This is a genomic window from Actinoplanes sp. NPDC019969, assembly GCF_055562375.1.
In genome coordinates, this window is the sequence record NZ_JBVHFK010000013.1 from 281,072 (window position 1) to 307,492 (window position 26,421).

23 protein-coding genes are annotated in these 26,421 nt (G+C 68.0%); 7 read left to right on the plus strand and 16 right to left on the minus strand.

The window, feature by feature from the left end; genetic code table 11:
* Nucleotides 1–24: 24 nt before the first annotated feature.
* The gene (locus tag ACZ3II_RS34390) at nt 25–960 is read right to left on the minus strand and encodes an NADP-dependent oxidoreductase (protein WP_465523204.1); all 936 of its coding nucleotides are present in this window, start codon (nt 958–960) and stop codon (nt 25–27) included.
* 101 nt (nt 961–1,061) lie between these two features.
* On the opposite strand from ACZ3II_RS34390, the gene ACZ3II_RS34395 reads away from it, so the two are divergent.
* Nucleotides 1,062–2,042 carry a GlxA family transcriptional regulator gene (locus ACZ3II_RS34395; protein WP_465523206.1) on the plus strand — a complete coding sequence of 327 codons (981 nt, stop codon included), beginning with the start codon at nt 1,062–1,064 and terminating at the stop codon, nt 2,040–2,042.
* A gap of 170 nt (nt 2,043–2,212) precedes the next feature.
* Nucleotides 2,213–2,974, plus strand: a complete 762-nt coding sequence (locus ACZ3II_RS34400) for an endonuclease I family protein (protein ID WP_465523374.1) — start codon at nt 2,213–2,215, stop codon at nt 2,972–2,974.
* Nucleotides 2,975–2,988: 14 nt separating this feature from the next.
* On the opposite strand, the gene ACZ3II_RS34405 is transcribed toward ACZ3II_RS34400, so the two are convergent.
* The 5 genes from ACZ3II_RS34405 to ACZ3II_RS34425 form a co-directional block, all read right to left on the minus strand.
* Entirely contained in the window at nt 2,989–3,582 is a 594-nt protein-coding gene (locus ACZ3II_RS34405) for a YdeI/OmpD-associated family protein (protein ID WP_465523208.1), read from the minus strand.
* A complete protein-coding gene (locus ACZ3II_RS34410; protein WP_465523210.1) occupies nt 3,582–4,037 on the minus strand; it encodes a MaoC family dehydratase in 456 nt (151 codons plus the stop codon). The genes ACZ3II_RS34405 and ACZ3II_RS34410 overlap by 1 nt, the downstream gene beginning before the upstream one ends.
* 94 nt (nt 4,038–4,131) lie before the next feature.
* Nucleotides 4,132–5,187 (minus strand): hypothetical protein, encoded by a 1,056-nt coding sequence (locus ACZ3II_RS34415; protein WP_465523212.1) that lies wholly within the window; start codon nt 5,185–5,187, stop codon nt 4,132–4,134.
* Nucleotides 5,188–5,195: 8 nt separating this feature from the next.
* Complete coding sequence (locus ACZ3II_RS34420; protein WP_465523214.1) at nt 5,196–6,632, minus strand: M48 family metalloprotease; 1,437 nt, start codon at nt 6,630–6,632, stop codon at nt 5,196–5,198.
* 188 nt (nt 6,633–6,820) lie between these two features.
* Nucleotides 6,821–7,975 carry a M50 family metallopeptidase gene (locus ACZ3II_RS34425; protein WP_465523216.1) on the minus strand — a complete coding sequence of 385 codons (1,155 nt, stop codon included), beginning with the start codon at nt 7,973–7,975 and terminating at the stop codon, nt 6,821–6,823.
* Nucleotides 7,976–8,294: 319 nt separating this feature from the next.
* On the opposite strand from ACZ3II_RS34425, the gene ACZ3II_RS34430 reads away from it, so the two are divergent.
* Nucleotides 8,295–12,617 carry an AAA family ATPase gene (locus ACZ3II_RS34430; RefSeq protein WP_465523218.1) on the plus strand — a complete coding sequence of 1,441 codons (4,323 nt, stop codon included), beginning with the start codon at nt 8,295–8,297 and terminating at the stop codon, nt 12,615–12,617.
* A gap of 3 nt (nt 12,618–12,620) precedes the next feature.
* Here the strand turns inward: ACZ3II_RS34430 and ACZ3II_RS34435 are convergent, their stop codons facing one another.
* Nucleotides 12,621–13,268 carry a hypothetical protein gene (locus tag ACZ3II_RS34435; protein WP_465523220.1) on the minus strand — a complete coding sequence of 216 codons (648 nt, stop codon included), beginning with the start codon at nt 13,266–13,268 and terminating at the stop codon, nt 12,621–12,623.
* Between the two features lie 339 nt (nt 13,269–13,607).
* Entirely contained in the window at nt 13,608–14,375 is a 768-nt protein-coding gene (locus ACZ3II_RS34440) for an SDR family oxidoreductase (RefSeq protein WP_465523222.1), read from the minus strand.
* A gap of 52 nt (nt 14,376–14,427) precedes the next feature.
* On the opposite strand from ACZ3II_RS34440, the gene ACZ3II_RS34445 reads away from it, so the two are divergent.
* Together ACZ3II_RS34445 and ACZ3II_RS34450 are read left to right on the plus strand one after the other, a co-directional pair.
* On the plus strand, nt 14,428–15,957 hold the full coding sequence (locus ACZ3II_RS34445; protein ID WP_465523224.1) for a hypothetical protein: 1,530 nt from the start codon (nt 14,428–14,430) through the stop codon (nt 15,955–15,957).
* 237 nt (nt 15,958–16,194) lie between these two features.
* Entirely contained in the window at nt 16,195–16,947 is a 753-nt protein-coding gene (locus ACZ3II_RS34450; protein ID WP_465523226.1) for a GNAT family N-acetyltransferase, read from the plus strand.
* Here the strand turns inward: ACZ3II_RS34450 and ACZ3II_RS34455 are convergent.
* Both ACZ3II_RS34455 and ACZ3II_RS34460 read right to left on the minus strand, forming a co-directional pair.
* Entirely contained in the window at nt 16,898–17,506 is a 609-nt protein-coding gene (locus ACZ3II_RS34455) for a hypothetical protein (RefSeq protein WP_465523228.1), read from the minus strand. The two genes, ACZ3II_RS34450 and ACZ3II_RS34455, sit on opposite strands and share 50 nt — an antisense overlap.
* Complete coding sequence (locus tag ACZ3II_RS34460; protein ID WP_465523230.1) at nt 17,503–17,829, minus strand: winged helix-turn-helix transcriptional regulator; 327 nt, start codon at nt 17,827–17,829, stop codon at nt 17,503–17,505. Before ACZ3II_RS34460 ends, ACZ3II_RS34455 begins: the two co-directional genes overlap by 4 nt.
* A gap of 47 nt (nt 17,830–17,876) precedes the next feature.
* Here ACZ3II_RS34460 and ACZ3II_RS34465 point away from each other — a divergent pair, with 47 nt between their 5' ends.
* The gene (locus tag ACZ3II_RS34465) at nt 17,877–18,611 is read left to right on the plus strand and encodes a Rossmann-fold NAD(P)-binding domain-containing protein (RefSeq protein ID WP_465523232.1); all 735 of its coding nucleotides are present in this window, start codon (nt 17,877–17,879) and stop codon (nt 18,609–18,611) included.
* On the opposite strand, the gene ACZ3II_RS34470 is transcribed toward ACZ3II_RS34465, so the two are convergent.
* The 6 genes from ACZ3II_RS34470 to ACZ3II_RS34495 all read right to left on the minus strand — a co-directional run bounded on the left by ACZ3II_RS34470 (nt 18,601) and on the right by ACZ3II_RS34495 (nt 25,864).
* A complete protein-coding gene (locus ACZ3II_RS34470; protein ID WP_465523234.1) occupies nt 18,601–19,266 on the minus strand; it encodes an alpha/beta fold hydrolase in 666 nt (221 codons plus the stop codon). The genes ACZ3II_RS34465 and ACZ3II_RS34470 overlap by 11 nt on opposite strands.
* Nucleotides 19,267–19,270: 4 nt before the next feature.
* Nucleotides 19,271–19,807 (minus strand): hypothetical protein, encoded by a 537-nt coding sequence (locus tag ACZ3II_RS34475; protein WP_465523236.1) that lies wholly within the window; start codon nt 19,805–19,807, stop codon nt 19,271–19,273.
* Between the two features lie 10 nt (nt 19,808–19,817).
* Nucleotides 19,818–20,300, minus strand: coding sequence for a macro domain-containing protein (locus ACZ3II_RS34480; RefSeq protein WP_465523376.1), 483 nt, complete (start codon nt 20,298–20,300; stop codon nt 19,818–19,820).
* Between the two features lie 243 nt (nt 20,301–20,543).
* Nucleotides 20,544–20,906 carry a hypothetical protein gene (locus tag ACZ3II_RS34485; RefSeq protein WP_465523238.1) on the minus strand — a complete coding sequence of 121 codons (363 nt, stop codon included), beginning with the start codon at nt 20,904–20,906 and terminating at the stop codon, nt 20,544–20,546.
* 355 nt (nt 20,907–21,261) lie between these two features.
* Nucleotides 21,262–22,932: a hypothetical protein gene (locus ACZ3II_RS34490; protein WP_465523240.1), complete on the minus strand. Its 1,671-nt coding sequence runs from the start codon at nt 22,930–22,932 to the stop codon at nt 21,262–21,264.
* A gap of 631 nt (nt 22,933–23,563) precedes the next feature.
* A complete protein-coding gene (locus ACZ3II_RS34495; protein WP_465523242.1) occupies nt 23,564–25,864 on the minus strand; it encodes a hypothetical protein in 2,301 nt (766 codons plus the stop codon).
* A gap of 108 nt (nt 25,865–25,972) precedes the next feature.
* Here ACZ3II_RS34495 and ACZ3II_RS34500 point away from each other — a divergent pair, with 108 nt between their 5' ends.
* Nucleotides 25,973–26,413, plus strand: a complete 441-nt coding sequence (locus ACZ3II_RS34500; RefSeq protein ID WP_465523244.1) for a DoxX family protein — start codon at nt 25,973–25,975, stop codon at nt 26,411–26,413.
* The last annotated feature ends 8 nt before the right edge of the window (nt 26,414–26,421 follow it).

Sequence of the window (26,421 nt, forward strand, 5' to 3'; positions counted from 1 at the left end):
GCTGCGCGGCCGAAATCAACACGCTCAGGCGTTGGTGGTGAGGACGATCTTGCCGGTGGTACGGCCGGTCTCGCTCAGCTCGTGCGCCTTCGCGGCCTGCTCCAGGGGGAACTCGGCCTCGACCAGCACCCGCAGCCGGCCGGCGCGGACCAGGTCGGCCAGCGCCAGCAGCCCGGCCCGGTCCGGTTCGACGAGCAGGAAACCGGCGCGTACCCCCAGCTCCTCGGCCTGCGGGACGAGGTTCTGCTCGGCCGGGGAGTTCAGGGAGACGAGGATGCCGCCCGGGCGCAGGGCACGCAGGCTGCGCGGGCCGTTCTCGCCGCCGATCGGGTCGATCACCACGTCCACCGGCGCGACCGCCGCGGCCACGTCGACCGCCGTGTAGTCGATCACCTCGTCCGCGCCCAGCTCGCGGAGCAGGTCGTGCTTGCCAGCCCGGGCGGTGCCGATCACGTACGCCCCCAGGCTCTTGGCGATCTGCACCGCGAGATGCCCGACCCCGCCGGCCGCCGCATGGATCAGGACCCGCTGGCCCGGCCGCACCCGGGCGCGGTCGGTGAGGGCCTGCCAGGCGGTCAGCCCGGCCAGGGGGAGACCCGCCGCCCGGACGTGGTCGAGGTTCTCCGGTTTGGCGGCGAAGTGCCGCGACGGGGCCGTCACGTAGTCGGCGTAGGCGCCCGCCTGCCGCGGGAACCACGGCATCCCGAACACCTCGTCACCCGGGCTGAACAGGGTGACACCGATGCCGACCCGCTCGACGACGCCGGAGACGTCCCAGCCGAGGACGAACGGTGGCTGCCCCAGGAAGCCGCCGGCCTGCCGGGACTTGACGTCGACCGGGTTGAGGCCGGCGGCGTGCACCCGTACCAGGACCTCGGTCGGCCCCGGTGACGGCTTCTCCACCGTCGTCCCGGTGAGCACGTCGGGCCCACCCAGCGTCTCCTGCTTGATCGCACGCATTCCGTACCGGTCCTTCCGTTGTCTTGTCTCGGCGATCAGCCTCCCGTTCGTGGCACCGGCGAAACAGTGGCCTGAACGACGACATGTGAAAGGATCTGGCCATGCATCGTGTCGTCGTGCTCGCGCTGCCGGGCGTCTACCCGTTCGAGATGGGCATCCCCAAGCGGGTCTTCGGGAGCGCCGTCGACCACACCGGCGCCCCGCTGTACGAGGTCGTCACCGCGGGCCTCGGCGACGGCCCGGTGCCGACCGCCGCCGACTTCGTGATCACCCCTGAACACGGGCCGGAGATCCTCGCCACCGCCGGCACGGTCGTGGTGCCCGCGCTGGAGCCGGTCGCGCCGATGTTCACCGAGGGCCGCCTCAGCGACCCGGTCCGCGCCGCCCTCGCCCACGTGCGCCCCGGCACCCGGCTCGTGTCGATCTGCACCGGGGCGTACGTGCTGGCCTCCGCAGGCCTGCTCGACGGCCGTCCCGCCACCAACCACTGGCACTGCGTCGGCCACTTCCAGAAGCTGTTCCCGGGCATCGCTGTCGACCCCGCCGTGCTGTTCGTCGACGACGGTGACGTGCTCACCTCGGCCGGCGCGGCCGCCGGCGTCGACCTGTGCCTGCACATCGTGCGCCGCGACCACGGCAGCGAGATCGCCAACGCGGTGGCCCGGCGCTGCATCGTGCCGCCGTGGCGCGACGGCGGCCAGGCACAGTACATCGAGCAGCCGGTCCCGGACCGCGCCGAGACGTCCACCGCGCCGACCCGGGAGTGGGCGCTGCAGCGCCTCGACGAGCCGCTGACCCTGGCGACGCTGGCCGGGCACGCCCGGATGAGCATTCGGACGTTCACCCGCCGGTTCCGTCAGGAGACCGGCGCCACCCCCGGCTCGTGGCTGATCAACCAGCGTGTCGACCTGGCGCGCAATCTCCTGGAGACCACCGACCTGCCCGTCGAGCGGGTCGCCGAGCGGGCCGGTTTCGGCACGTCGGCGTCGTTGCGGCAGCATCTGCGGGCGGCCACCGGGGTCGGCCCGAACAGTTACCGCCGCACCTTCCACCACGTCCCGATGGGCACGGCCGCGCTCTGACGCGGGTGTACCGGCGGCGATGTCAACGGCGCCATGCCGTCTCGCCAGGCCCCGGAAGGCGGGCACGCCGATTCGGGTGACCGGCGGCTGTTCCGGCCGCTGCGGCCCGATGTTCTTCATACGCTCGGCGCGCTGATATCACCTGTCGATCGGAGTGACCCGTGCGTGTGATGACCGCGCTTGCCGGAGTGTTCGTGCTGGCGGTGCCCCCGGTCGCGGTGCCGGCCCCGGCCTCGGCCGCTGCCACGGCCGACTACTACGCCGCCGCCCAGGGCCTGACCGGCGCCGAGCTGAAGGACGCCCTGCACGACATCATCTCGACCGGGGCGCGGCACCTCTCGTACAAGAAGGTGTGGGATGCCCTCAAGGTCACCGACGAGGATCCCGCGGACCGGAGAAACGTGATCCTCGTCTACTCGGGCATCAGCCGGTCGAAGAATCAGAACGGGGGCGGTGACGGCCAGTGGAATCGTGAGCACGTCTGGCCGCAGTCCGAGGGCCGGTTCGACACCGATCCCGGCGTCGGTACCGATCTGCACCACCTGCGGCCGGAGGACGTCGACATCAACCGCATGCGTGGCAACGAGGACTTCGACAACGGCGGCGATCCCGTGCCCGGGGTTCCGAACAACCGGTCCGACGAGGACTCCTGGGAACCGAGGGACGAAGCCAAGGGCGACGTCGCGCGGATGGTCTTCTACATGGCGGTGCGGTACGAGGGCGGCCGCGGCGAACTGGACCTCGAAGTCGACAAGGCCGTCACCAGCACCGGCAGGGGCCGGCTGGGCCGGTTGTCAGCGCTGCTGAAGTGGCACGACCAGGACCCGGTGGACGCGTTCGAGCGCCGCCGCAACGAGATCATCTTCGAGCGGTACCAGCACAACCGGAACCCCTTCATCGACCACCCGGAATGGGCGGACGAGATCTTCTGAAGCGTTCCCGGCGGTCATCGCGGTCTGGCCTTCTGCGGGTAGAAGGTCTCGTGGCGGGCCAGCATCGCGACGAACTCGACGATCTTGCGCTCCCGGGTCTCGGCGCGTTTGACGGCGTTGAGCCGGTGGATGAGCGCGAACCGGTTCGCCTTGGTGAGCACGTCCAGCATGGCCTGGGCGGCCGGGTTCGCCGCGATCGCGGCCAGTAGGTCGGCGGGCACCTCGGCCTCGGACGGCGGGGCGTACGCGGCCGCCCACCTGCCGTCCGCCTTGGCCGCCTCCACCGCGGCCTTCCCGGCGGGCAGGATCCGGCCCTCCGCTTCGAGGCGGGCCACGTTCTCCACGTTGCGCTGCGACCAGGAGCTGCGCGCCCGGCGCGGGGTGAGCCGGATCCAGGAGGTCTCCTCGTCGCGCTTGCGCGCCTGACCGTCGATCCACCCGGCGCACAGCGCCTCGTCGACGGCCTGCTGCCAGGTCAGCGTGGTGACGGTGCCGCCCTTGCGGGTCAGCGCCAGCCACACTCCCGGCGAGGTGGTGTGGTTCTCCAGCAGCCACACCCGCAGCGCCGCGGCGTCGGCGACGATCAGTTCCTCCAGCTCGATCGCCATCACGCCGGCCCGTGGTAGAGGGCGAGCACCTGGTCGGCGACGCAGGCCGGGCGGGTGGCGCCGTCGATCTCGGCGCGGGTGCGCACCACGATCCGGGCGCCGCCGGGGATGCTGCGGGTCTGCTGGAGGTTGATCGCGCCGCGCAGCCGTGACCCGGCCGGCACCGGCGTGTGGAAGCGGACCTTGTCGAACCCGCCGTTGACCACCATCGTCACCCCCTCGACCTCCACGACCTCGGTCAGGAAGGTCATGCACAGCGACAGGGTCAGCGCCCCGTGCGCGATGGTGCCGCCGAACGGGCTCTCCCGCGCGGCCCGCTCCGGGTCGGTGTGAATCCACTGCCGGTCCCCGGTGACCTCGGCGAACCGGTCGATGCGGTCCTGGTCGACCAGATGCCAGGAGCTCACGCCGAGCTCGTCACGGCTGAGCAGGTCGTCGATGCCGGTGAATCCCATCCGATCATCCTACGGTCGGGGCGAGCCGGACCCTCGGCAACCTGCGCGTCTCCGAACCGGAACACCGACGCGCCTGCGCAGGTGAAGGCGGGGATCAGCGGCGCGGGCGGGCGTGCCGGCAGGCATCGGCTCGTGTCTCGGCGAACATCAGCTTCGCGCCGTCGTCCCAGGATGCCCACGGGCCACCGCTGGCGTCGGCGCCGAGCACACGGAACTGTTCGACCGCCTCGTCGTAGCGCTTGCCCTGCGTCAGCGCGTACGCCAGCCAGCCACGGTCGTTGTGCGTCAGGTTCGGCTGGGCCAGCATGGTGGCGATCGATCGCTGGACGCTGGGCGAACGCCATTCGGCGCCGTCGGAGCCGTCCATCTCCATCGCCGCGTGGAACGGCAGGCGGGCCAGAGCCGGCGACGACGCCGCGGCGCGGTCCGCGAAGGCGTTCATCAGCTCATGCGAGCCGTGCCACTTGCGGCACCAGTACTGCAGCGCCTGCACGTGTCCGTGGAGGTGGTACGGCGCCCGTTCGACGAGTCCCTGCCACAGCCGGCCGAACGCGTCGTGGTCGTAGGACAGGCCACGGGCCAGGGTGATCAGGGTGACCCACGGGGTGGGATCGTCCGGCATGCGGCGCGTGGCGTCCCAGGCGGCCTCCTCGGCCTGCCCGAGCACCCGGCGGAAGCCCGCGGCCTGTTCCCGGGTGGTCTCGCTGGCAAAGGCGGAGCCGCGGATCTGCCAGGCGAGCGTGACGAGCGCATCGGCGTGCACGACGGCGAGGTCACCGTCGTCGGGGCGGGCTGCCCGCCACGCCGTCAGCCAGGTGTCGTCGTGCGCCGCGAGCGTGCCGAAGTGGCCGACGAGGACAGCGCGGCGATCCCAGTCCCGCCAGGTGCGAGCGATCAACCGGGCCGCCGGCTCCCACTGCCCCGCTTCTGCGGCGGCCGTAGCCTGGTCCAACTCGGGGTCAGGGGCTCGATCCGTGGTCAGGGCCGCGTCCGGCACGAGGCCGTGCCGCGCCGGGTCAGCCTTCTTGGGACGTAGCGTCGCGGCCACCACCTCCATCGGCATGTCGTCGATATCGATGCCACGGCGGCTCGCCTCCCGCATCAGCTTGAAGATCTGGAGGTATTCCCCGGCTTTACTCAGCAGCGACATGTGGTGTCCTAAAAGGGGTGGTAGTCGAGCCCGACGCCGGCGGCGGCGAGCATGGCGCGAAGGCCGGTGGTGTCGCGGGCCAGCGCCGCGGTGATCACGTCCTCGTCGAGGGCCAACGGCGTGACGAGCCGGGCATCACCCGACCACGACAGCGTCCAGCTCCCGCGACCCGCGTCGGACAGGGCGAGTGCGACCAGCGCCCGCACGTCGTTGCGGACGTACGGCATGGCGAACTCGCGGCGCGCGCGGGGACCGGCCGACGTGTCACCCGGACCAGAGCCGTCGGGCCCGAGGTCGGCGACCCGTCCGGCATCGAGCGCGTCCAGCACGTGGCCCAACGTGCCGCCGGCCTTGGCAAGCACCGCCTGGGTTCTGCTCGCCACCGCGCGGCGGGCACTCACGTGATCGGCGGTCACCCAGTCGACACTGGTCTTCGTGGCCGCCTCGTCGGCAAGCGTGTTCATCAGGCACTGGTCCAGCACGTCGCCATGCAGCAATGCGGTCGCCGGGCGCTCGCCGCCGGGCGGCCGAGGGCGGGCGAGCCGCTCGATCGCCGCGATGCGATCGCGCAGCGGCGGATGCGAGTCGTCAGGCATCTGTTCCGGCTCGGGCGGGCTCATCCGGATCTCGTCCAGGACGACGCGCATCTCCGGCTCGTCCCGCAGACGCGCGAATCGGTCGAAGAACGTGAGCGGCAGGTAGCCGGCGGCCCACGCCGTTCCCAGGTGCCAGTCGAGGAAGTGCGTCCACACGGCTTCGACCGCCGGGAGTTCCCGGAGGGCGGAGGCGGCCGCAGCCGACCCGGCCACCTCGGCCGAGGTGACGTCCGCAGCGAGTTCGTGACGACGGCAGGGCGCGGCGGACACCCGGAAATAGAGCTTCGCGTACGGCTCGACAAGCGTGGCGAGCCGCCGCGAGAACCAATCGCCGGCGTGGAGCCCGGACAGCACCGAGCGCAGCGCGTTACGGCCCGTCATCACGATGCTGGAAATCCGCGTGCCCTGGTTGCCGTAGTGGGCCAACTCGTGACCGAGCACGGCAGCCAACTGCGCCTCGGTGAGGCAGGCCAGCAGCGGCGCACCGACGAACATCTCCCGCCTGCCCACGCCGAGACCGAGGAAGCGCGTCTGTTCCCGTACCGCCGCGTCGACCTCCGCGACGATGATGACCTTGTCGGGGGCCCGGGTGCCGACCCGCCGGGCCAGTTCATGCACCAAGGCCCACAGCACGGGTTGTTCCCCGGGCGTCACGCCGATGCCCATGACCTTCTCGGTGCCCTGCTGCTTCTCGACGGTGTTCAGGGCCTTCACGAGAGCGAACAGCGCGGGAACGACGAAGAGCGCCGTCGTGCCGGCCGCAGGCACGGATCGATCGAGCGCGAGCAGTTCGATCGTGACCAGACCCGCGGCCAGCGCCAGCGCCGGGAGGTAGAACCCGACGAGCATGGCCACTGCCGCGACGGCGCGTAGCCGAACGAGCATGGATCTGCCCACTCTCACCCCAGAGTCGTGCCGAGCAGCGGCCGGGGAAGTCTGCACCATCGAGCGGGAGAACTACAAGATCGACGACATCGCTGATGGCTGGTGATCTCGTCCGGACCGTCGTGAGGGGACGCCTGGCGTGGCCCGTACCTTCAGGAAAGGCGGACCGGGTTCACCACATCGGCGGTGATGGTCAGCAGCATGACCGCGCCGCCGATCAGGACCAGAGCCAGGGTGACCGGGTAGAGCCGGGTGAAGTCGACCGGGCCCAGCGCCTGACGCCCGCGCATCCGGCGCACGGCGTCGCGGGCCTTCTCGTACCAGATCACCAGGATGTGCCCGCCGTCCAGCGGCAGCGCCGGCAGCAGGTTGAACACCGCCATGAACAGGTTCAGGCTCGCCAGCAGCAGCAGGAACACCTCCCACAGCCCGCGCTCGACGGCCTCGCCACCGAGCCGGCTCGCACCGACCATGCTGATCGGCGTGTCCGGGCCCCGCTCGGCGCCGCCGATCGCCTCGACCACCGCCGGGAGCCGCTGCGGGAAGGCGATCAACTGCGCGGTGGCGCGGTGCATCAGGTCGGCGGTGAAACTCGCGGTCGCGCCGACGGCCGCGGCCGGTCCATAGGTGAGGTACGCCGGGGGCGGCGCCGCCGTCGCGCCGATCATGCCGACCGTCCCGCCGTCCCGCGACACCCGCGCCACCTCGGCCGTGAGGACCAGCGTCACCCCGTCCCGCTGCACGGTCAGCGCCGTCGGCCCGTCCGCCGCCCGTACCACGGCGAGCACGTCGGTCCAGGCCGGCGTCGGTGTCCCGGCCACCGCGGTGATCCGGTCGCCGGGCCGCAGCCCCGCCTCCGCCGCCGGGCACCGGGTCGTGTCGACACAGCTGGTCGCGGCGATCACCGGCGCGCTGACCGGGTGCAGGTTCGGCAGGCCGGTGCTGACCGCCATCCCGTACAGGATCGCCATCGCCAGCAGCACGTGCGTGACCGGCCCGGCCGCCATCACGGCGGTGCGTTTCCAGGCCGGCAACCGCCACATCGCCCGGGACCGCTCGTCCGGGGTCAGCTCGTCCAGCGTGGTCATCCCGGCGATCTCGCAGAACCCGCCGATCGGGAGGGCCTTCAGCCCGTACTCGGTGCCGCCGCGCCGGAACGCGAACACGGTGGGGCCGCGGCCCACGAAGAACCGCCGCACCCGCAACCCGAAGGCGCGCGCGGTCAGCAGGTGCCCCGCCTCGTGCAGCGTGAGCGAGAGACAGAGGCCGATCACGAAGAGGACGACCCCGGTGAGGTAAGCCGGCACGCGTGGATCGTACGCATCAGGCAAGCTCTTTGACGAACACCAGGCAGGGCTCGCAGCGGGTCGCGGCCTCTTTGCGGGCCGGGACAGCGCCGTCCTTGCTCTGCATTGAACGGATTCCGGCGTCACATGTGTGCATTGCTCGAGGGCAGGTAGTCACATTCACTGTTGTGACGGTGTCTTCCTTCAGGAAGGATTGGAGGCGGTGCAGCTGCAAATCTAGAGGGGGCGCTGTGATCGGCCGTAGCCAAGTCGGAGCATGCAGGACCGACGAGCCCATGAAACCCGGTGGCGGCCTGCGTCAGGCGGGGGCTCACCGTCGATGACTGGACCAGACGAGACACCTGATCGTCGCCGCCTGATCGTCATAGCGATTCGCGACCAAGGTGGACCGAGCCCGTACAACGACGCCGTAGACGACCAGATCGCCGTGGTGACTGGCTGGTTCGGTAATAAAGGCTCAGGCGGTGACAGCGGCCTATTGTATCTTGCTCCGCGCGATGTCTTCCAGATACACAAATTTATTCGTGAGAATGGAATAGGGCGGCTCCATGTTGACGAGCCGACGATTCTCTACGTTACCGGACATGGAGTGCATGACCCTTCCAGCCGACATTTCCTGATACTTCCGGAGACGGACGAGAGAAATCTTTCGTTGACGGCATACGCAACTGCTGACCTCGTGGAGACAGTGGTCGCCTCGGATGCCGAGCACGTCGTAGTCATGATCGATTCCTGTTATGCGGGAGTGTTGCAGGTCGAACTCGGTATGAGGTTGAGAAGTCTGCGTCCTGAACGGCGTAAGTTGAAGACATTGGCCATTCTCACCTGTGCGGACTTCGACGAGCAGCCTCGCGTCGGCGAGTTCGTCACCGTACTGAGCCGTTTGCATGCCCGGTTCGCTGATCCGCGCAACGGATTCTCGGGCCGTTACCTCTCTTTTCAGGACGTGGCGAGCGAGCTGTCCATGCTTTTCGAGGCCGAGGTTTCGCTTCTTGAGCCTCTGTGGGCGTGGCCGCGCTCCTCGCTCAGTTCCATAGGAAACCCTTGTTTGCCGAACCCCGCTTTCGTGCCGCCGAACGAGTTCGTGGATCCGGAGCGAAGGCAGATGGCAATGTCGATCTCCGAAGATCTTGAGCACTGGATCTCTCGGGCGTCGGGAAGACTATCGGAATCGGAGGCGGGGTGGTATTTCACCGGGCGTGCCGAAATCATGCGGCGGATCGTCGAATTTCTCCGGGATGGCACCGGAGTCCTCGTTGTCACGGGGGAAGCCGGTAGTGGCAAGTCCGCTGTTCTGGCCAGAGCAGTCACGTTGACGGATCCGCGCTTTCGTGCAAATCCCAAGTTCGCCGAGGTGATCAGACAGGTTCCGTCTGACCTTCTTCCTGCGACAGGGGCTGTTGATGTCGCGGTCTACGCCCGTAATCTCGACTGTGATTCTTTGAGTCGAACCATGCTGCGACTTCTCGGCGCGGAGGAGCCGGCTCCCCTTCAGCGAGCCGTGGACCGCCTGTGCGATCACATCAAAAATGCCGATACGACAACAACAATCGTCATCGACGGGGTGGATGAGGCAATTGAGCCGGCCCTAGTGATTTCTGAGGTCGTCGGTGAACTGGAAAAGATCGTCAGCGCGGCCGGGAATCCGCTCGTCCGGATCCTGCTGGGAATCCGTTCAGACCGGCCGACCCAGTCGGTCGGAGTAGCGCCGCATAGCCTTGTCGGCGCTGTACAACGCGTTCTGGCGACGGTTGGTTCCGGAGCTGAATTGGCGATCCAGCGGGTGGACGAAGCGCCCGAAGTGACCGCCTCAATCGCTCAGTATGTGCGAGCACTGCTTCTCCCCGTAGGTGATGCAGGCCATGATGAGCCTCGCGAGACGGCTGAAGAGAAGACGGCAGAACTCGCGGACAAGCTCGCGGCTGCGGCAACGCCGTCATTCCTTGACGCACGGATCGCGGTCAGTCGGGTCCTCGCCGGCGGTGGTTCCGTTCCTTTCGGTGAAGTCCTTGCGGCACTCAAGAACGGCGCCGCGGGACTTCTTCGTGAGGATCTTCGCGACGAAAGCCGGAGAAAATCCATACCATTGGATCACCTGGTGGCTGCTATCAGAGCCACGGCGTACTCGTTCGGTGCGGGACTTCCCTGGTCGAATGTCTGGCCTGCGATTGCACGTCGATTCGGTCGGCAGCCGGCCGGTGCCGAAGACATCAATGCTGCGATTATGGCAATGACCGGCGGACGGCTAGCCGGGTATATGACTTCTGACAGCGAGGACGGACGGCTTGTTTACCGGCCGACGCATGAGCGCATCAGCGAGGTTCTTCGAGACGAGTCCGTGTGGCATGCGGGCTCGGGTGTCGACGAGAAAGATGATTCCGATGTGCATGCCGAAATAGCGACGACGCTCGGGGATCTGGTCGTCGGCTCCAACATTTCGGTTCCTCACCCGTATGTTAGGCGGCATCTCGTCGAACATGCCAATAGGGGTTCCGTTCTTGATGACCAGCATATTCCAGCGCGTTTCTTGCCCTGGGAGACAAGTCTCTCTGTTCGTCGTCTTCTCGACCTTGGAATATCCGCCGATGCCGCACCTATCTTGGGCGCTTGGGCGATTTGTGAGCCGTATCTTGGTGATGCCGACATCATCTCTAGGGCGGATAGCTTAAGATTCCAGATTACGGTGGCAGGACTGGATGCCCCCGCCGATCTGCCGACTTCTGAAATCTCGCCGATCTGGGCTCGATGGCGTACCGGATCAGCCTCGATCACAGATTTGAACTCCACGGTCTCCATCCATGCCTTCGCCGACCCTGTTGGTAAGGAAATTCTGGCAACCGGCGGATCCGATGGTGCGGTGCGCCTTATCGACCTGACCACCGGCGATTTGATCGGGTCACCGTTCGAGGGTCATCGCAAGAGAGTTCATGCGGTCCTCACGGCCTGTGTCGGCGGCGAGGATCTTCTGGTGTCCGCTTCCGCGGACGGCGACATCCGCATATGGAGCCTTTCGACGCGAGCACAGGTGAGCCTCCTGGTAGGACATGCTGGACCTGTCCGTGCTCTGGCGCTTGTATCTGTTGATGGAAGGCAGATTCTGGTTTCAGGCGCGGACGATGCGACAGTGCGGTTATGGGATCTTCAGCATTCGGCTCAGTGGGGGCCGGCCCTCGTGGGGCACGACGGCGCCATCTGTTCTGTGGCCGGCGCTTCGGTAGCGGATCGGGTGCTGATCTACTCTGCCGCAGCGGATTCCACGGTGAGAGCCTGGGATCCGGTGACTTCGGAATGTGTGGCTGTCCAGCGCGATCATCTGGCTACGGTCCGAGCCCTCGCAGTCGTGCAGACGCGGCGAGAACCGTTGGTCGTGTCCGGCTCATATGACGGGACCCTCATTGTGCGTGACCCGTCAACCCTTGCTGCCGTCCGTCCCCCATTGACGGTCCTCGGGAGCGGCATCTGGTCTGTCGCCGCGGGTCCAGCCGATGATCGAGGTCGTGTTTACTCAGGCGGCTCAGACGGCCGCGTGCGCATGTGGGATCTGAACGCCAACGACGGCGATCCGCAAGTGCTGATCGAGCACGTCCGTGGAGTGATCGGCCTCGCCACGATCGCGTCCGGCCGCTCACACCTGCTGATCTCCAGCGCGGTCGACCCTAGTGTCCGCCGTTGGCGCTCAGATTCCGCTGGCCCGGTAGATGTGGTTCTGGGCGGTGCTACGTCGCTGGAGACGGTGGCCAGAGCGCAGATCCATGGCCGACACGTACTCGTGACGGCTGGGGGAGACTCTCGAGTCCACGTGGTCGATGCGGCCACGGGGCAACCATTCGGTCCTGCCCTTGAAGGGCATGAGTCGATCGTCAACACTGTTGGCGTGGGTCGTGTGGACGGACGCGAGGTGGTGTACTCCGTATCCAGCGATGCGACAATCCGCCGATTCGATCTACAGACTCGGGCACAAATGGGCCGGCCTCTGCGCGCTCATCAGGGTGCCGTGAATGACGCGCAGCGCATCGAGATCGACGGTCGGGAGATTCTTGTCTCGGCCGGTGAGGACGGCACTATTCGTCTGTGGGATCTTGCTGAGGGCGTCGTTGTCGGAGAGCCGATGCGGGGCCATGTCGGTCCGGTGCGGTGTCTCCAGCCCGTTGTGGTAGGTGATCGCCCGCTATTGGTATCTGGCGGAAACGACGGAACAGTCCGCATCTGGGACCTACTGACCCGCGAGTCTGTCGGTCCGCCTTTGACGGGGCATACAGATTGGATTCTGGACATCTGTGTCACCGAGGTCGACAGTAGAACGATCGCGGTCACCGCCAGTGACGACGGAACAGTTCGTAGCTGGGACATCAGCGCCGGTACGGAATGGGGTAGGCCGTTCTCAGGACACCTGGGATGGGTGAACGCGGTAGCCGCAGTCACGGTGGGAGGCCGGGCGATCGTGGTCTCGGGTTCGGATGACCATACGTTGCGATTCTGGGACCTTGCGGCCGGCTCGGAACTTCGTCGGGTGGTGGTGGCAGCCCCCGTGACCGCTATCGATATCGCGCAGGATGCCACCTCCGGGAGAGCGCACATCGCCTTCACCGCTATTGCTGGGATTGCGGTCATAGAAGTTTCGCTGTCCGAGCTGTTCGGTTGAGCCTCAAGCGTTCCGACGGCTGATCGTCAGATCACTCAAGCCGGGATTCCCTGGAGGCACGAGCACGGTGAATACCTGTCCTGAATGTGTCAGGACGAACCTCCAGGTCCCGGAATTAGTACGCTGCTCGTCTCGAACCAATAGTCGCGGAACGAGAGCAGAGTGTTCGGGCCAGTCTGAGTCGATGGCGGCCAGCGCCAGTGCCAGGGCGTCGGTTCGCGCCAGTGGCTTCGAGTTTGGCGATGTCTGGGGAGGAGTCTCTTTATTGCTCCTGTTGCGCAGTCGTGCAACGGTGGCCTTGACCATGTCATAAGCGCCGTTTCCGAGGATGCCACCCCCGAGTATCTCAGCAACCGCGATACCGATCTCTACGACTGGTCCAAGTCTGGGTTCGCGGTAGTCGATCTGGCCGTCCACAACATCGAGCAAGGCCAGAAGGCCATACCGTGGTATGTCACGGAATCGACGGTGTAGCTCGCTACCGCCGGCCGCCTCCTCCAGCCAGCGGCAAGCGCTGAGTAGTTCAAGATCATCAATTGGTTCCTTCAGTGCGTCCTCCAGGAGGAGGTCGACATCGTGGACGAGTTTCAAGGTGCCGCTGTCGTGCTGCCCGATCGACTCGTTCAGCCATGCCCTGGTGGCGCCGTGCATGTTGTCGCCTATGGTGCGAAGGACTGGACCAGCCCAGCCGGGTTCGCCCGGGCGCAGGAGCGCGTCATCGCTGTCGATGGCGTCGCCGACCGCCTGGCCGCATACCACGCACACCCATCGAGGCGGAGAGTGCAGGGCAAGACGCTTACGAGCTGGCGGAACGGGTAGGCACCGATGAATGCTCGCCTCACCTGTCACTTGCACCTCCGTCGTGATCCCAACATTGTTGTCAGAGTAGGGGTTAGCGGCGAAGTGGCGAGCGACTGATCACCCCATAGTCCTCCGTGTGCTGTTGGACTATCGCAGGAGCCAGTGAGACAGCCGGAAGTCGGAGACGGATCAGGGGCCGGTCGTCGTACCGGAGAACTGGGTCTGCAGGAAGTCGGACCAGAGCTGGCCGGTAGATCGATGCGGGGTGAGGTGGGCGCCGCGCTGGAAGGCGCGGAAGGTGGCGCCGGGAAGGCGCACCGGCAGTATGCGGCGATGGCTGCCGACAGCGGTGAGGTAGGAGCGGAACACCTCAGGCGTGTGCAGGACCTCAGGACCGCCCAGGTCAGCGGCACGGCCGGGCCGAGGGTCGTCGAGGAGTTCGGCGATACGGGCGGCTACGGCGGTGGTGGCGATCGGCTGGACCGGGACGTCGGGAGCGGGGACGATCGGCAGACGTGCGGCGAGGCGGGCGCCGCCGAGAACGAAGTCGTGGAACTGGGTGGCGCGCAGGATCCCGCCGCCATAGGCCTCGATCAGGGCTTCGAGCTGCAGTTTCACCCTGTAGTACGGGTACGGGATCCGGTCGGCGCCGACGATCGAGAGGAAGAGGACGTACGGGTGGTCGGCACGCCCGGCGGCATCCAGCAGGTTGCGGGTCGCCTGAAGGTCGGAGCGTCCCATCCGGCGGGTGTCACTCGCGCAGTGCACCACCACGTCCACGCCGGCCAACGCCGGAGCCAGGCCTTCGCCGGTCGCCAGATCGCCACGGAACACCGGGCCGGTGAGGGAGGAGGCACGGCGGCTCAGACCGCGTACCTCGGCGCCGCGCCGATGCAGGAGATCGGTCACCGGACGGCCCAGGGTCCCGGTGGAGCCGGTCACGAGAATGCGGGTCATGCCGGTACGACGAATCGGCCCGCCGGAGTGTGACAGTCCTAGGATCGGGCGCGTGCATACCACGGTGCCGGCGGGGCTCGCCCGGAATCCTTCCCTTCCGTACGACGTACTGACCGCACTGTGGCGGAAATGGCCCGACCAGATGACCGCCGGACTTCAAGCGCGCGACGACACCCCGCAGTCCCTGCTGGAGGCGATGGCCGCCCATCCGTCCGCCGTGGTGCGCCGGGCCGTCGCCGGCAACGAACGGCTCAGCCCGGCATCGTTCGACCGCCTGCTCGACGATCCGGATTGGCGGGTGTGGTTCAAGGCGTGGGCCAGCCGGAAGCGGGCCCTGCCCGAAGAGGTGCTGTCGCGCCTCGTGACGAGGATGATCGACCCGCCGCCGGACTTCCCGTTCACCACTGCTGAACTGTTCGGCGAGTTCTTCGAGTCGAACTGGGACCGGCTGGACTTCGCCGCGCGTCATCCGGATCCCCGGGTTCGCCGGCAGGTGGCCACCTTCACCCGCCGAGACCGCCGGGAGTTCCTGCTCGACGATCCGGACCCGGAGGTACGGGCGATCGCGGCCGCCACCGTCGCGGACTGGGAACGGACCCTGCAACCCGGCGATCTGCCCGAGCAGCACTGCCACGCCCTCTGGATGCTGCTGATCAACTGGCGGCTCTCCCGGCCCCTGATCGAGCAGATTCTGGGCGGCGGTGACGTCGAGCAGGTGCGCGCCATGATGGGCAACAAGTTCCTGCCCCCGGACATCGTGGACCGGCTCTCCCGATTCCCGGACACCGAAGTTCGGTCCTCGGCGGCGAGCCGCCTGCCACCGGAGCAGATCGCACGGCTGGCCGGCGATCCCGAGGCGGAGGTCCGGGCTCGGCTCGCGGGCCGCCGCGATCTGCCCGCCGCCCTGGTCTCCACTTTCGCCGGGGACCCGGATCCGGCCGTGCGCTGTGCGGTCGCGACCCGTGACGGGCTGCCGGGCGAACTGGTCGAGACGCTGGCCGCCGATCCGGTAGAGGAGGTTCGGGAGGCGGTCGCGCTGCACGCGTACGTCTCCGAAAATGATCGGGCGATCCTGGCGGGGAAGGCAGACCTCGACCCCGACGAGGTGGCGCGCTGGGCGCGGTCGGAGAATCCGCGGCTGCGCCGCCTGGCGGCACAACGCGACGACGTTCCGCTTGCGCTGGTCCCGGCGCTGGCGTCCGATCCGGATCCGGCGGTACGGGCCAACCTGGCCCGCAACCACCCTGCCGCTCCTGGCGACCTGCTGCTCGACCAGTATCTGGAGACCCCGCGCAACGGCATCCTGCTGTCATCGCCGGGGTTCCCGCGAGAAGGGCTGGCACGGTTCGCCGACCATGCCGAGCCCCGCGTCCGGCTGCTGGCAGCGCGTGACCCGGCGGCCGATCCGGCGGTGATCGACCACTTGACGACCGATCCTGATCAGGAGGTACGGGAGGCGATGGCGCGCTGCCCGCGCCTGCCGGCCGATCGTGTGCTGGCTCTGCTGGACGATCCGGAGTTGGCGGTCCACGCTGCGGCCAATCCGGCTCTGCGGTGGCGAACCGTCCTGGAGAGGCTGTGAGATGAGGCCGTCGGCAGAGCGCCGGGCGAAGGGGAGAACGTTCGTTCCAGGTCGGCCTCTCGGCAGGGGCAGAACGTTCGTTCTAGGCGGATCCGCCGGCGGGCGGAGAATGTTCGGTACAGGTTGGACCCGGCGGAGGAAACGGTCGGTTCAGGTAGGGCTTTCGCCAGAGGGAGAACGTTCGGTTCAGGTAGGGCTCCCGCAAGAGGGAGAACGTTCGGTACAGGGAGGCGGACGGTGGGAACGGACTGGTCGGTGCAGGAAACCGCGGGGTGGGCGTCGCTGCGCTCGTGGACCGAGTCGGACGGTGTTCATGTGTTTCTCACGGACGGTCACGTCGAGCCGGAGCATCGGCGGCGCGGCATCGGCGGCCGGCTGCTCGACCAGACCGAAGCGGCCGCCGCCCGGCTGGCCGCCGAACGGGGACTGACCGGCCCGGTGATGCTCGGCGGCAATGTCACCGACGGTGATGACAGTAGGGAGGCGCTCCTGCTGAGCCGTGGCTATGAGAAGACGTTCAGCATGGTGTGGATGGTGCGGGAGGCGTCACCCGTACCGCGAAAGCTCTTGCCGGAAGGCCTCCACATGCGGACCGTGACCGTATCGGACGCCGCTGATCTGCACCGGCTCGCCGGGCGGGCCTGGGCCGGCCGCCCGTTCGTCGCCGTGCCGCCGGAAGAGCGCTGGCGGGCCTGGCTGCAACGCTCCGACCTGGCCGGTTTCCAGGTGGCGACGGCGGGGGAGCGGATCGCCGGCTTCGTCGCGGTGATCGGCGACGAGATCGACGACCTTCAGGTGGACCCGGACTTCCAGCGGCGCGGCGTCGCCTCCGCCCTGCTCGCGCGAGCGCTGGAGGGCATCGGCGGCCCGGCCCGGCTGCGCACCGAGGCCCACGACCCGTCCGGTGCGCGCAGCCTCTACGAACGATTCGGTTTCCGCGTCACGGAGAGTATGCACCGCTATCGGAAACCGCTGCGTCGAGATCCTTGATCGACGCGTCCGGGAGAACACCGAGGCAGTAGCGGCGTCCCGCCGACCAGACCGCCTCCACGGTCCTGGCCTGATGAAACACGGTCACCACCGAACCGGGCAGGTCGTTCTCCGCGTTGCGGGACGGGGTGAGCCAGTGCTGAGTACGGTTCTCGGCGAGCCGGGCCATCCACAGCAGATGCCGCCGCGTGTGCGCCAGCGCATCAGCCGCTCGCAGCAGCTCGCCACGCAGCGTGACGTGATGGGCGAGCGTCAGCCAGTTCGCGACCGACGCGATGTCACCGTGCGTAGCGAAGTGGAATTCGCCGCGGATCAGGCCCGGGAAGAACGCCACGTGACTGCCGAACTCGTTGACGACCACGTGCCGGATCGGCCCGATGCCGTCCAGCCAGGGCCGCCGCGACGGAACGGTGTCGAAGAACAGCCAGAACTCGATGTCACTGTGCGCATCGGCGGTGCCCTGCACGAACGAGCCGTACGTCAGCGCGGCGACGATCCGCTCGTCGGCACGGCACTTCTCCGCGACGCGGGCGATCAGGCGCTCCTGCGGCAGGCTCATCGGCGGTGTTCGATCGCCCACTCGCCGAGGGCGATGATCAGTGGCAGGAGGGACTGACCGGAATCGGTCAGGGCGTATTCCATCCGGTCCGCGGCCGGCTTGCGGCTGATCAGCCCGTCACTCTCCAGATTGCGCAGGGTACGGGTGAGAATGCGCCGGCTGAGCCCCTCCACCGTCCGATCGAGCTCGTTGAACCCCTTCGGCCCCTCGCCGAGGACCGCCAGGATCAGCACGCTCCACTTCTCGCCGACGCGCCGCAGCACGGACGTCGCCTCGCAGCTCTCACGATCCGCCGAGGTGACCGGCAGCGGCAGGAGTGACATGGATGTGCCTTCTTTCCGACCGGTCCGGTAGCGCCGACGATCCCAGTATGCGCACTGTGGTGATCGCGGGCGGTACCCGCGGCATAGGCAAGGCCCTCGCCGACTCCCTGACCGGCTGGAACGTGATCGCTCTCGGCAGCGCCGACGCCGACCTGTCATCGATCGCCGGGACCCGCGAGCTGATCGCCCGGCTTCCGGACCGGATCGACGCCCTGGTGCTGTCCGCCGGCCAGTTCTCCAACAAGCGGATCGAGACCGCCGACGGCCTGGAACGCAGTTTCGCCGTCGTTGTCGCCGCCCGCTACCTGCTGACCGAGGGGCTGCGCCCGGCGCTGGAGCGTGCCCCGAACCCGGTGCTCCTCAACCTGTGCGGGGTCGGCGGGATCAAGGCGGGCCGGATCCACTGGGACGATCTCCAGCTGACCAGGGGATATTCGCTGCTCACGTCGACCATGCAGGGGGCGCGGGCGCTCGATCTGCTCGGCGCGGGCTTCGCGGACCGTTTCCCGGAGAGCCGAGTCCGGTACGTCCTGTACAACCCGCTGTTCGTCGACAGCGGGATGCACCGGAACCTCGGCCGGCCGCTGCGCGCGATCATCGGGACCGCGGCCCGCCTCTTCGGGGCCAGGCCGGCGACTTCCGCCGTACCCCTCAAGGCTCTCCTGGAGGACCCGCCGACCGCACGCCTGACCGCCCTCCGGCGCGGGACCGCCATCGCCCCTGATCTTGATCGGGACGACGCGGCCCGCCTCTACGCCCGGCTGGCGGAACTCACGAGCTGAGCCGCGCCAGCAGTTCGGCCAGCTCCGCCGGGCGGGTCAGCATCGGCCAGTGCCCGGAGTCGATGTCGAGCAGCTCGACGTGCTTGGCCTTGGCGACGTCCCCCGCGTCGCCGCTCGCGATCCACTCGCGGGCCTGCGCGGGGCTGAACTCGGGGCAGACGACCACGACGGGTACGTCGTACCGCCGCTCGTCGGTCAGCCGAACGATCCCCTTCGCCACGCCTTCGGGCACCGGCACCGCGTTCGCCGCGAACGCCGCCCGGGTCGCCTCGTCGATGTCGGCGGCGTCCGGGCCCTCGAACGGCTCCCAGCCGGGGAACGGCATCACGCCGTCCTCGATCGGGAAGTGCCCGAAGAACCGGTCGCCGTCGCCCATCGCGAACCCGCCGATCAGCACCACCTTCCCGACCTTCTCCGGCCGGGCGTCGGCGGCCAGCCAGGCCAGCGTGCACGCCGCCGAGTGCCCCACCACGATCGGCCTGCCCGGCGCGGCGTCCACGGCCGCGAGCACCGCTGCGACCTGGTCGTCCAGGGTCGCCGACCGCTCGGCCGGCAGGCGCACCGGCACCGCGCCGTCCAGCTTCGCCACGACGTCGTCCCACACCGACGCGTCCGTCCACAATCCACCGATGAGAATCAGCTGTTCCGCAGTCACCGGGTCAACCTAGACCCTGTCCCGGACGATCCGCGTCCGGATCGCGCAGCCAGAACTGAACCAGGAACTCCTCCTTGATCGTGAGCTCGGACAGCTCCTTGTCACAGGCCGGCGTCAGCTCATGACCGTGCCGGGCCAGCACGCCGAAGTACGCCTCCTGCGCCTCCGCCCCGTTACGGCAGGCCAGCCGCACGTGGAACCAGCCCGGCCGGCTCAGCGTGAACCCGGTGTCGTCCCAGCCCATGGTGATCTGGTTGAGCCCGAGCGGCCCGTTGCGTCCCAGGCACTCCATGCCGACGGTCACCACGTCGTCCCACGCCTCGCCGTCCGGCTCCGGCTCGCCGTCCCACTCCTGCAGCCGCAGGATCGCCTCGAGGTTGTCGTACGGGCTCTCCACCACGATCGAACCACGGCCCGTGGCCACCCAGCCGCCGTCCACGTGCGGGCTCACCATGCCCTCCCCGTGATCCTCGTCGACCAGCCCGAACAGGTGCCGGTCGAGAATCGTGGTCATGGTGACCGCGTTGATCAGGCGGCTCATCGGGGCCCTCTCAGAAGTCGTAGACCGTGACGGGAACGTCCCGATCGCATAGAGCGGCAACGATCATAGGCTCGATCCGCTCCCAGCGTCCGCCCGCGAGCCCGCACCCGATGCGCGGCATGTGCACCGACGCGTTCAGCTCCCGCGCGTGCCCGGCCAGAAGGTGCAGGCACTTCTCGATCGCCTCGTACCGAACCGGCGCGGCGTTGTGGCGGGACCGGGCGGTCCGGATGCCCCGCTGCCCGATCATGTTGGCCACCCAGATATCGGCCTGCACCTGCACGACCTGTACCGCGCCGAGGCCGTAGTCGTTGCCGGCCCGTTCGCGGTGCCATTTGCGGAACGAACGTTCTGGCTCGGGCCAGCGCCGGGAGACGGCCTCCACGAAGCCTTTGCCCCACGCCCCGATGTCATTGCAGACATGGGCGATCACTTTCGGGCCCTTCGCCTGAGGGCTCGTCGCGTCACCCTTGATGATCTTCAATTCCACCATCAAGAGATCTTCGCGTACGGGGCCGCACCCGTCATTCGTGTTATCCGCACACCGCCGCCCACCGTGGCCGCGCATCGCCGAGCGCCTGCCGTAGCCGCGTATCGCCGGATGCCTGCCGTGGCCGCGCATCGCTGGGTGCGCGTCTTCGCCGTGGGAGGTTCGCGCCCGCCTTTGCCGCGGGAACTCGGTGCCCGCCTCCGCCGTGGGCGGCTCGGTGCCTCCCGGCGCGTCAGGGCGGGCCGGTCAGCCGCCCGGGCAGGTGTGCCGGCCGCCGCTGTAGGCCACGCAGGTGTTCTCCGGTTCCTCCGGTTTGTCCGGGTCCGTGTCGCCGATGCTCATCGCGTACGCCCCGGAAACGGCCGCGAACAGCAGCAACACCGAGACGGCAGCGGCCCGCAGCCACCGCCCCCGGCCGCGCAGAAACGCCAGGAGCCCGGCGACGGCGGTGCTGAACCCGGCGGCGGCCCAGGCGGCGCTCCGGCCGGTGCCGTCCGGCGTGAGCCAGTCCGGCGCCAGGCCCACGAACGAGGCCGGACTCACCACGAGCAGAACCGCCAGCCCCACCACCACGGCGAACCCGCCGGTCACGACCGCGCTCATCTTCACGCCTCGATACCTTAGTCGTGGCGCCCACGACGTCACACCGACCGGGCGCGACCTTCGGATCATGATCTCGCTGGCGCCATCAGTGCTGGAGCACTGGCCGGCGCCCTGCCTGTTCTGGCCGGCCGGTTGCGCCAGGAGGACGCTCTGGGCTACGCGGCATAGATGTTCCGCAAGTGCCAGATATGACCGAGACGTGAAACGCGTCGCTTGCCGTCCACAAGCCTGGGCGGCCGCAGCGCCGACTGTTTGCCCAACGGGTCCACCTTGAGCGCCTGGACAGCCGTCAGGTGGATGTCGACGACCGTCTCGTGGGCGTAACGTCGGCTGGTTCCCAGGTGGCGAGCAAGGTGAGCAACTAACTGATTCGCTGCCAACGGCGCGCTTCGGTTCGCACTTCTTCGGAGGGGTCGCGTGACGCGATGCGATCAAGGAGGCGGCGGCTGTCGATTTCGCCTTGCCGAGCATTTGGATACTCGGAACTCTGCGCGGGTTGAGTGAGCTGACCGGCGGCGGTGGCGATCGATCGGCGGACGACATGGCCCACAGCGTCGGACGTACGCCCAACGCCCACTGTTAGCTCTTCGTCGTACAGCGTCCTCAAAGCGCTGGAATCGCGATGAGTGAGCAGGTCCGGCAAAAACATGGACGCCGGCCCGCGAAGGTATGCCTGACCGCGCTGTCGCACGATCTTCACCAGATGGCGGGTCGCCGATGATCCAACGTCACGCATGGAACCGAACGGGCCGATCAAAAAACGGTCAAAATGACCATCGCTGTACTGGCCACCCTGGATCATGGCAGCGAAAGTCTCACTTAACGTTGACTGGAACCGGCTCAGAGAAAGAGCGCTCGCCGCAATTTGACGCATCACCCGCTGTGGCGAGAACACGACGTGGTAAACCACCTGATTCGCGTATTCGATAAAATTTCGGAAGTCGCCGGGTCGATCGATGTGATCGGTGATCGAGCCACTGACGACCTCATGTACGAGTTCATACCGCTTTTCAAGATCCCCTTGGCTCGGAACCACAGTCCCTGCACGCTGAAGATTAGGACCGAATCGATCACTGATGGCTGCAGTCATCTGCCGGTCTGCGCCAAACCATGCCTCCGCAAGCGTCGCAGCCGACTCGGGAAGATCGGTATACACGGCGTCCGACTCATCGAGCAGTTCCAGCAACCGGGAGCGGATCTCACCACCACGACGCGGATCAAGCGGAGCTCGATCCTCCACAACATGCTTCCTCAGCGCGTTCAGGCCACTGTTGAGGTGCCACTTTTCTGTATTTGGATCCAAAATGATCGAAAACAAAGATTCTAGATCGATGCTCTCGACGTGGCCGGCGACCTCGAACCGTTGGTATAGGCGCGGATGGTCGGAACTTCGTAGATGTCGACCGAATTCGTGCGGAGCGACGCCTGCAAGGATCACCGCAGTTTCGCGAATCTGTCGGAATTCCTTGGTAGTGCATGTGCGCGTAGCGCTCATGAGGTTTTCCAGCACCGAAGGCATCTCATGTGAAAAGGCATCCAAAAATCCAGGCCATCGGACATACAGTTGGCCGAGTTGCATCCACTCTTGCAGAGTGAGCGTGTCCCCGCGAGCAGCTCGGGGCTGTAGCGCCGAGTCCGGCTGCCACAGGCCGCCAGCGCGTCCATGATCGGCGAGTCGATCGAGCCGGCCTGAGTTTCGACAAGCAAACCGCTCGAATATGTCTAATTCCGTGCGGAAGCCAGGTCGCCGGCTTCCGATGTCCAGAGCAGCGATAGCTGGGGCCAATAGATCCGACGGTATCCCTGTCCGCCACCAGGAGTTGACGGTGAACCGAGTGAGTCCACCGGTGTACGGCCGCCTCATCGCTCTCTCGTAATGTCTGCCGATCTCTTCCGCGTACCGGTCGGCCTTGCCGAGGCCGCTACGCGGAAGAGCTGAGCGGTGCGACTCGAGGATGAAATGCGTCAGCACCCCGGGCGTCAAGTTGTTGACGATCGGCGGCCCATGCTGACCCTCGTCGCCTCGAGCCATCTGACATCTCCCTTACGGCTGGATACTCTGGTGGACGCTGGGCTGCTGCTGTGGCTGAGGGGACACATTGGCCGGCTCGGGCCTTCCCCACAACACCAACGTCAGTACTGCAAGGCAAAAGGTCAGTACGAGCATTGCCTCATGTGTGCGCTCCGGCATGGTCATCCTTTCCTGGATTGCAGGGTCCTCACCTCCAAAGAATCGGCCCATGGCACGGGTGCTGCGTCCAGGTGTGTGGGCGCGGCGATCTCCAGGCACACTTGGCGTACCGGTTCGAGCTGCCGGATGCGTAAAAGAAGATCGCCTATATGGCTCCTCTCGCTCGGGCGGTAATGATCTCTATATTCCGTGTGATGCGGAGGGTGATCATCGGCAGGTGTCACTTCGTCTTCGCACTACTAAGACACTAGGCACTGTCGACGGCAAGTGGCGTCTCCGAAGCGCCAATGCGCGAGACTGCGTCTCGCGGCAGAGTTGTGCCGCTGCCGATGGGTGGTCTCGCCGTCCCGAACGTGATCGAGCCTTCGGCCGACCGCATCTTCCGCTCTTCGCCGAACCGCTGATCGCAGCCGTGGACCGGCGCCGGCGGATCACCGCCTCGGCCGGTCCGGCTGACCAGTTCCCAAGCTGGTCAGCCGGACCGGCCGAGGCGGGTGAAGGACACCGCGAAGACGGTCGAGGCGACCCAGCCCAGGATGGTGCAGAGATTCAGCAGCCACTCCAGCAGCATGCCGTCGTGTTCGTCGACCGGGTACCAGGTGGAACGCTGATGCAGGTCGATCAGCGGGACGACGGTGTCGACGGCGTAGAAGAACGGGCTGAGGCAGCGGACCTTGCCGTTCCCGCATTCGCCCGGCGGATCGTGCTCGTCCGGCAGAGGCTGGGCGCCGGACGTGGTGAAGACGAGGGCGTTCTGGTCGGTGGCGCGCATCTGCGACTGGACGCCGGGGAGGCTCAGCCCGGCGGTGACCGCGGCGATCAGGGCCAGGAGCAGGTAGAGCGCGCGCTGCGGCCGGAATCCGTACCGGACCGTGACGTCCTGCAGGACGTCGAAGAAGCGGCGTGGCGCGGTCCGGGAGCGCCGGGCCCGTCGTCGCTGCGCCACCAGCACGGCGTCGGCGCCGTCGTGGTCGCCCGCGGTGCGGAGGACCGTCGCCAGGTGTTCCCAGGCGCGGGGCTCGTACCGTTCCATCCCCGCCAGCCAGGCGATCCGTGCGGTCGCGTCCCACACCGCGTCGCCGCGCCAGGCGAGCGCCTCGAACCGGTCGTAGGCGAAACCGCCGATGTGGGTGTCGGCGGGCCAGTCCCGATCCAGGCGATCGGCGAGGTAGGACGTGACCGTGCCGGTGAGGTCGACCGCCCCGGCGTTGATCTCCCAGCCGAGGTCCATCCCGCCGCGGAACACCGCGAAGATGGCCTCCACCGCGGCTTCGCGCCGGTTCGGCTCACCCGGGGGTTCCAGTGGTCCGGTCGCGGGCGTCCAGGTCAGGTTCGCCCCGTCGGCCCGCAGGCGGCCCCCGACGACCGCGCGGTTCAGGACGACCAGCCCGGCCGACCGGAACCGGCCGCACAACCGGACGTTGCCGTTGACCTGCGCCATGTTGAGGCTGACCGTCGCGTCGCCCGGGTTGGTGACGTCGGCGTCCTGGGCGTTGAAGACACCGGTGATCGAGGCGCCCCGGAAGGTCAGCTTGCCGCCCCGGGCGGTCAGGCCACGGAGCTGCACGTCGCCGGTGACCGAGAGGTTGACGGCGGACAGGCAGCGGCGTGCGGACGGCTGGGTGAGAACGGCCCGCTCCGCGTGGATCGGGCCGTCGACACGGGCGTTGTCGAGCCGGAGCGTTCCCTCGACCGAGACGTCGGAGGCTTCGATGCCGCCGCCCAGGGTGGCCTGCGTGAGGTCGAGGGCGATGTCCTGCGGGTTCCACACCGCCCCTGCCAGCGTGAGTCCACCGCCCAGTTGCGCGCCGGGCAGCAGGAGCCCACCGCGTACCACCGTCTCGCCCTCGATCCGCAGCGCCCCGTGCACCGTCAGCCGGGATGCCAGCAGGAACGGGCGCTCGGCGCCCGGAACGACGTCGTAGAAATGTCCGCCGGAGCCGGCCGGTGGAGCGGTCAGATCCGCGCTCCGGATGAACACCTCACCCTGCACCGTCGCGTGGCTCATGTCGATCCGGCCGCTCACCCGCGGCCGGCGGCGGGTGTTCGGTGAATCCAGCAGGTAGACGCTTCCGCCGATGGCCGCCTTGGACACGTCGAGCGCACGCCCGTCCGCCGGCTCGAACGCGGCGCCGATCACATCGAGGGAACCGTCGAGACGCAGGGACGGGAGGCGTACCTCACCGGTCGCCCGGAATCCGTCCAGCAGCCGGATGTTGCCGCCGACCCGGATCCGGGGCGCCTCCAGCGCGCGCCCGGCAGCGGGCCGGATCTGTGTGCCCCGGGCGACGAGGCTGCCACCGATGTCCGCCTCGGTCAGCCACATGCTCGCCGAGGTGCGGCTACCGGGCCGGGCGGGGAGATCGCCGGTCACCACCATGCCGGACAGGATCAGGTCCCGGGTGATCCGGCAGCCGGCGGCGAGGAGGCCGGGGAGAACACTGGGTCTGGTCGCCGGGATGTCCGCGGTGATCAGCAGTTCGTGCAGGTTCGCGCCCTCGACGTCGACCGGCTCGGTGAACGTGCAGCCCTGGAAGCGGAGCGGGACCGTCACCTCGCAGGCCCGCAGGTCGAGCCGGCCGGTCACCCGGGCATCGCGGAGGCGCAGACCGAACGGGTCGGCTTCGCCGGCGGACAGGCATGCCGCCCGGAGCTCGGCCGCATCCACGTCGGCGCCGGCACACGCCAGGCCGCGCCGGGCTCGGGAGGCCGCCAGCAGTTGCGCGGTGAAGTCGTCCTCCGGCCGCAGGGGCACCCATCCGGATTGATCCACGGCTACACGGTAGGTGAGCCGATCCCGTGTGCTGAGTCACTGTGGACATGGAGCGGGCCGTCTATTTAGGGTAGCCTTACCTTATCCACGTACAAACCTGGAGCAACCGTGACGTTCCCCCGCTATGCCGGTCCGGTATGGTCCCTTTTCCGCATCGTCCTCGGGCTGCTCTTCGCCTGCCACGGACTCGCCAGCCTGTTCGGGCTGTTCGGCGGCAACCCCGGAACCGGAGCGGCCGTCCCCGCCGGGACCTGGCCCGGGTGGTACGCCGCCGTCATCCAGCTCGTCTGCGGCGGCCTCGTCCTGCTCGGCCTGTTCACCCGGCCGGCCGCGATCCTCGCCTCCGGATCGATGGCGTACGCGTACTTCGTCGTACACCAGAAATCCGGTCTTCTCCCGATCGAGAACGGCGGCGTCAGCTCCGCGCTCTACGCCTGGTCGTTCCTGGCCGTCGCCGCCCTCGGCGCCGGTCCCTGGTCGCTCGATGCGCTGCTGTCGCGCCGGAAGAAGGACGAGCGCCCGGCCGTCCCCGCGCCGGCCGCCGCCTGAGGGTGTGC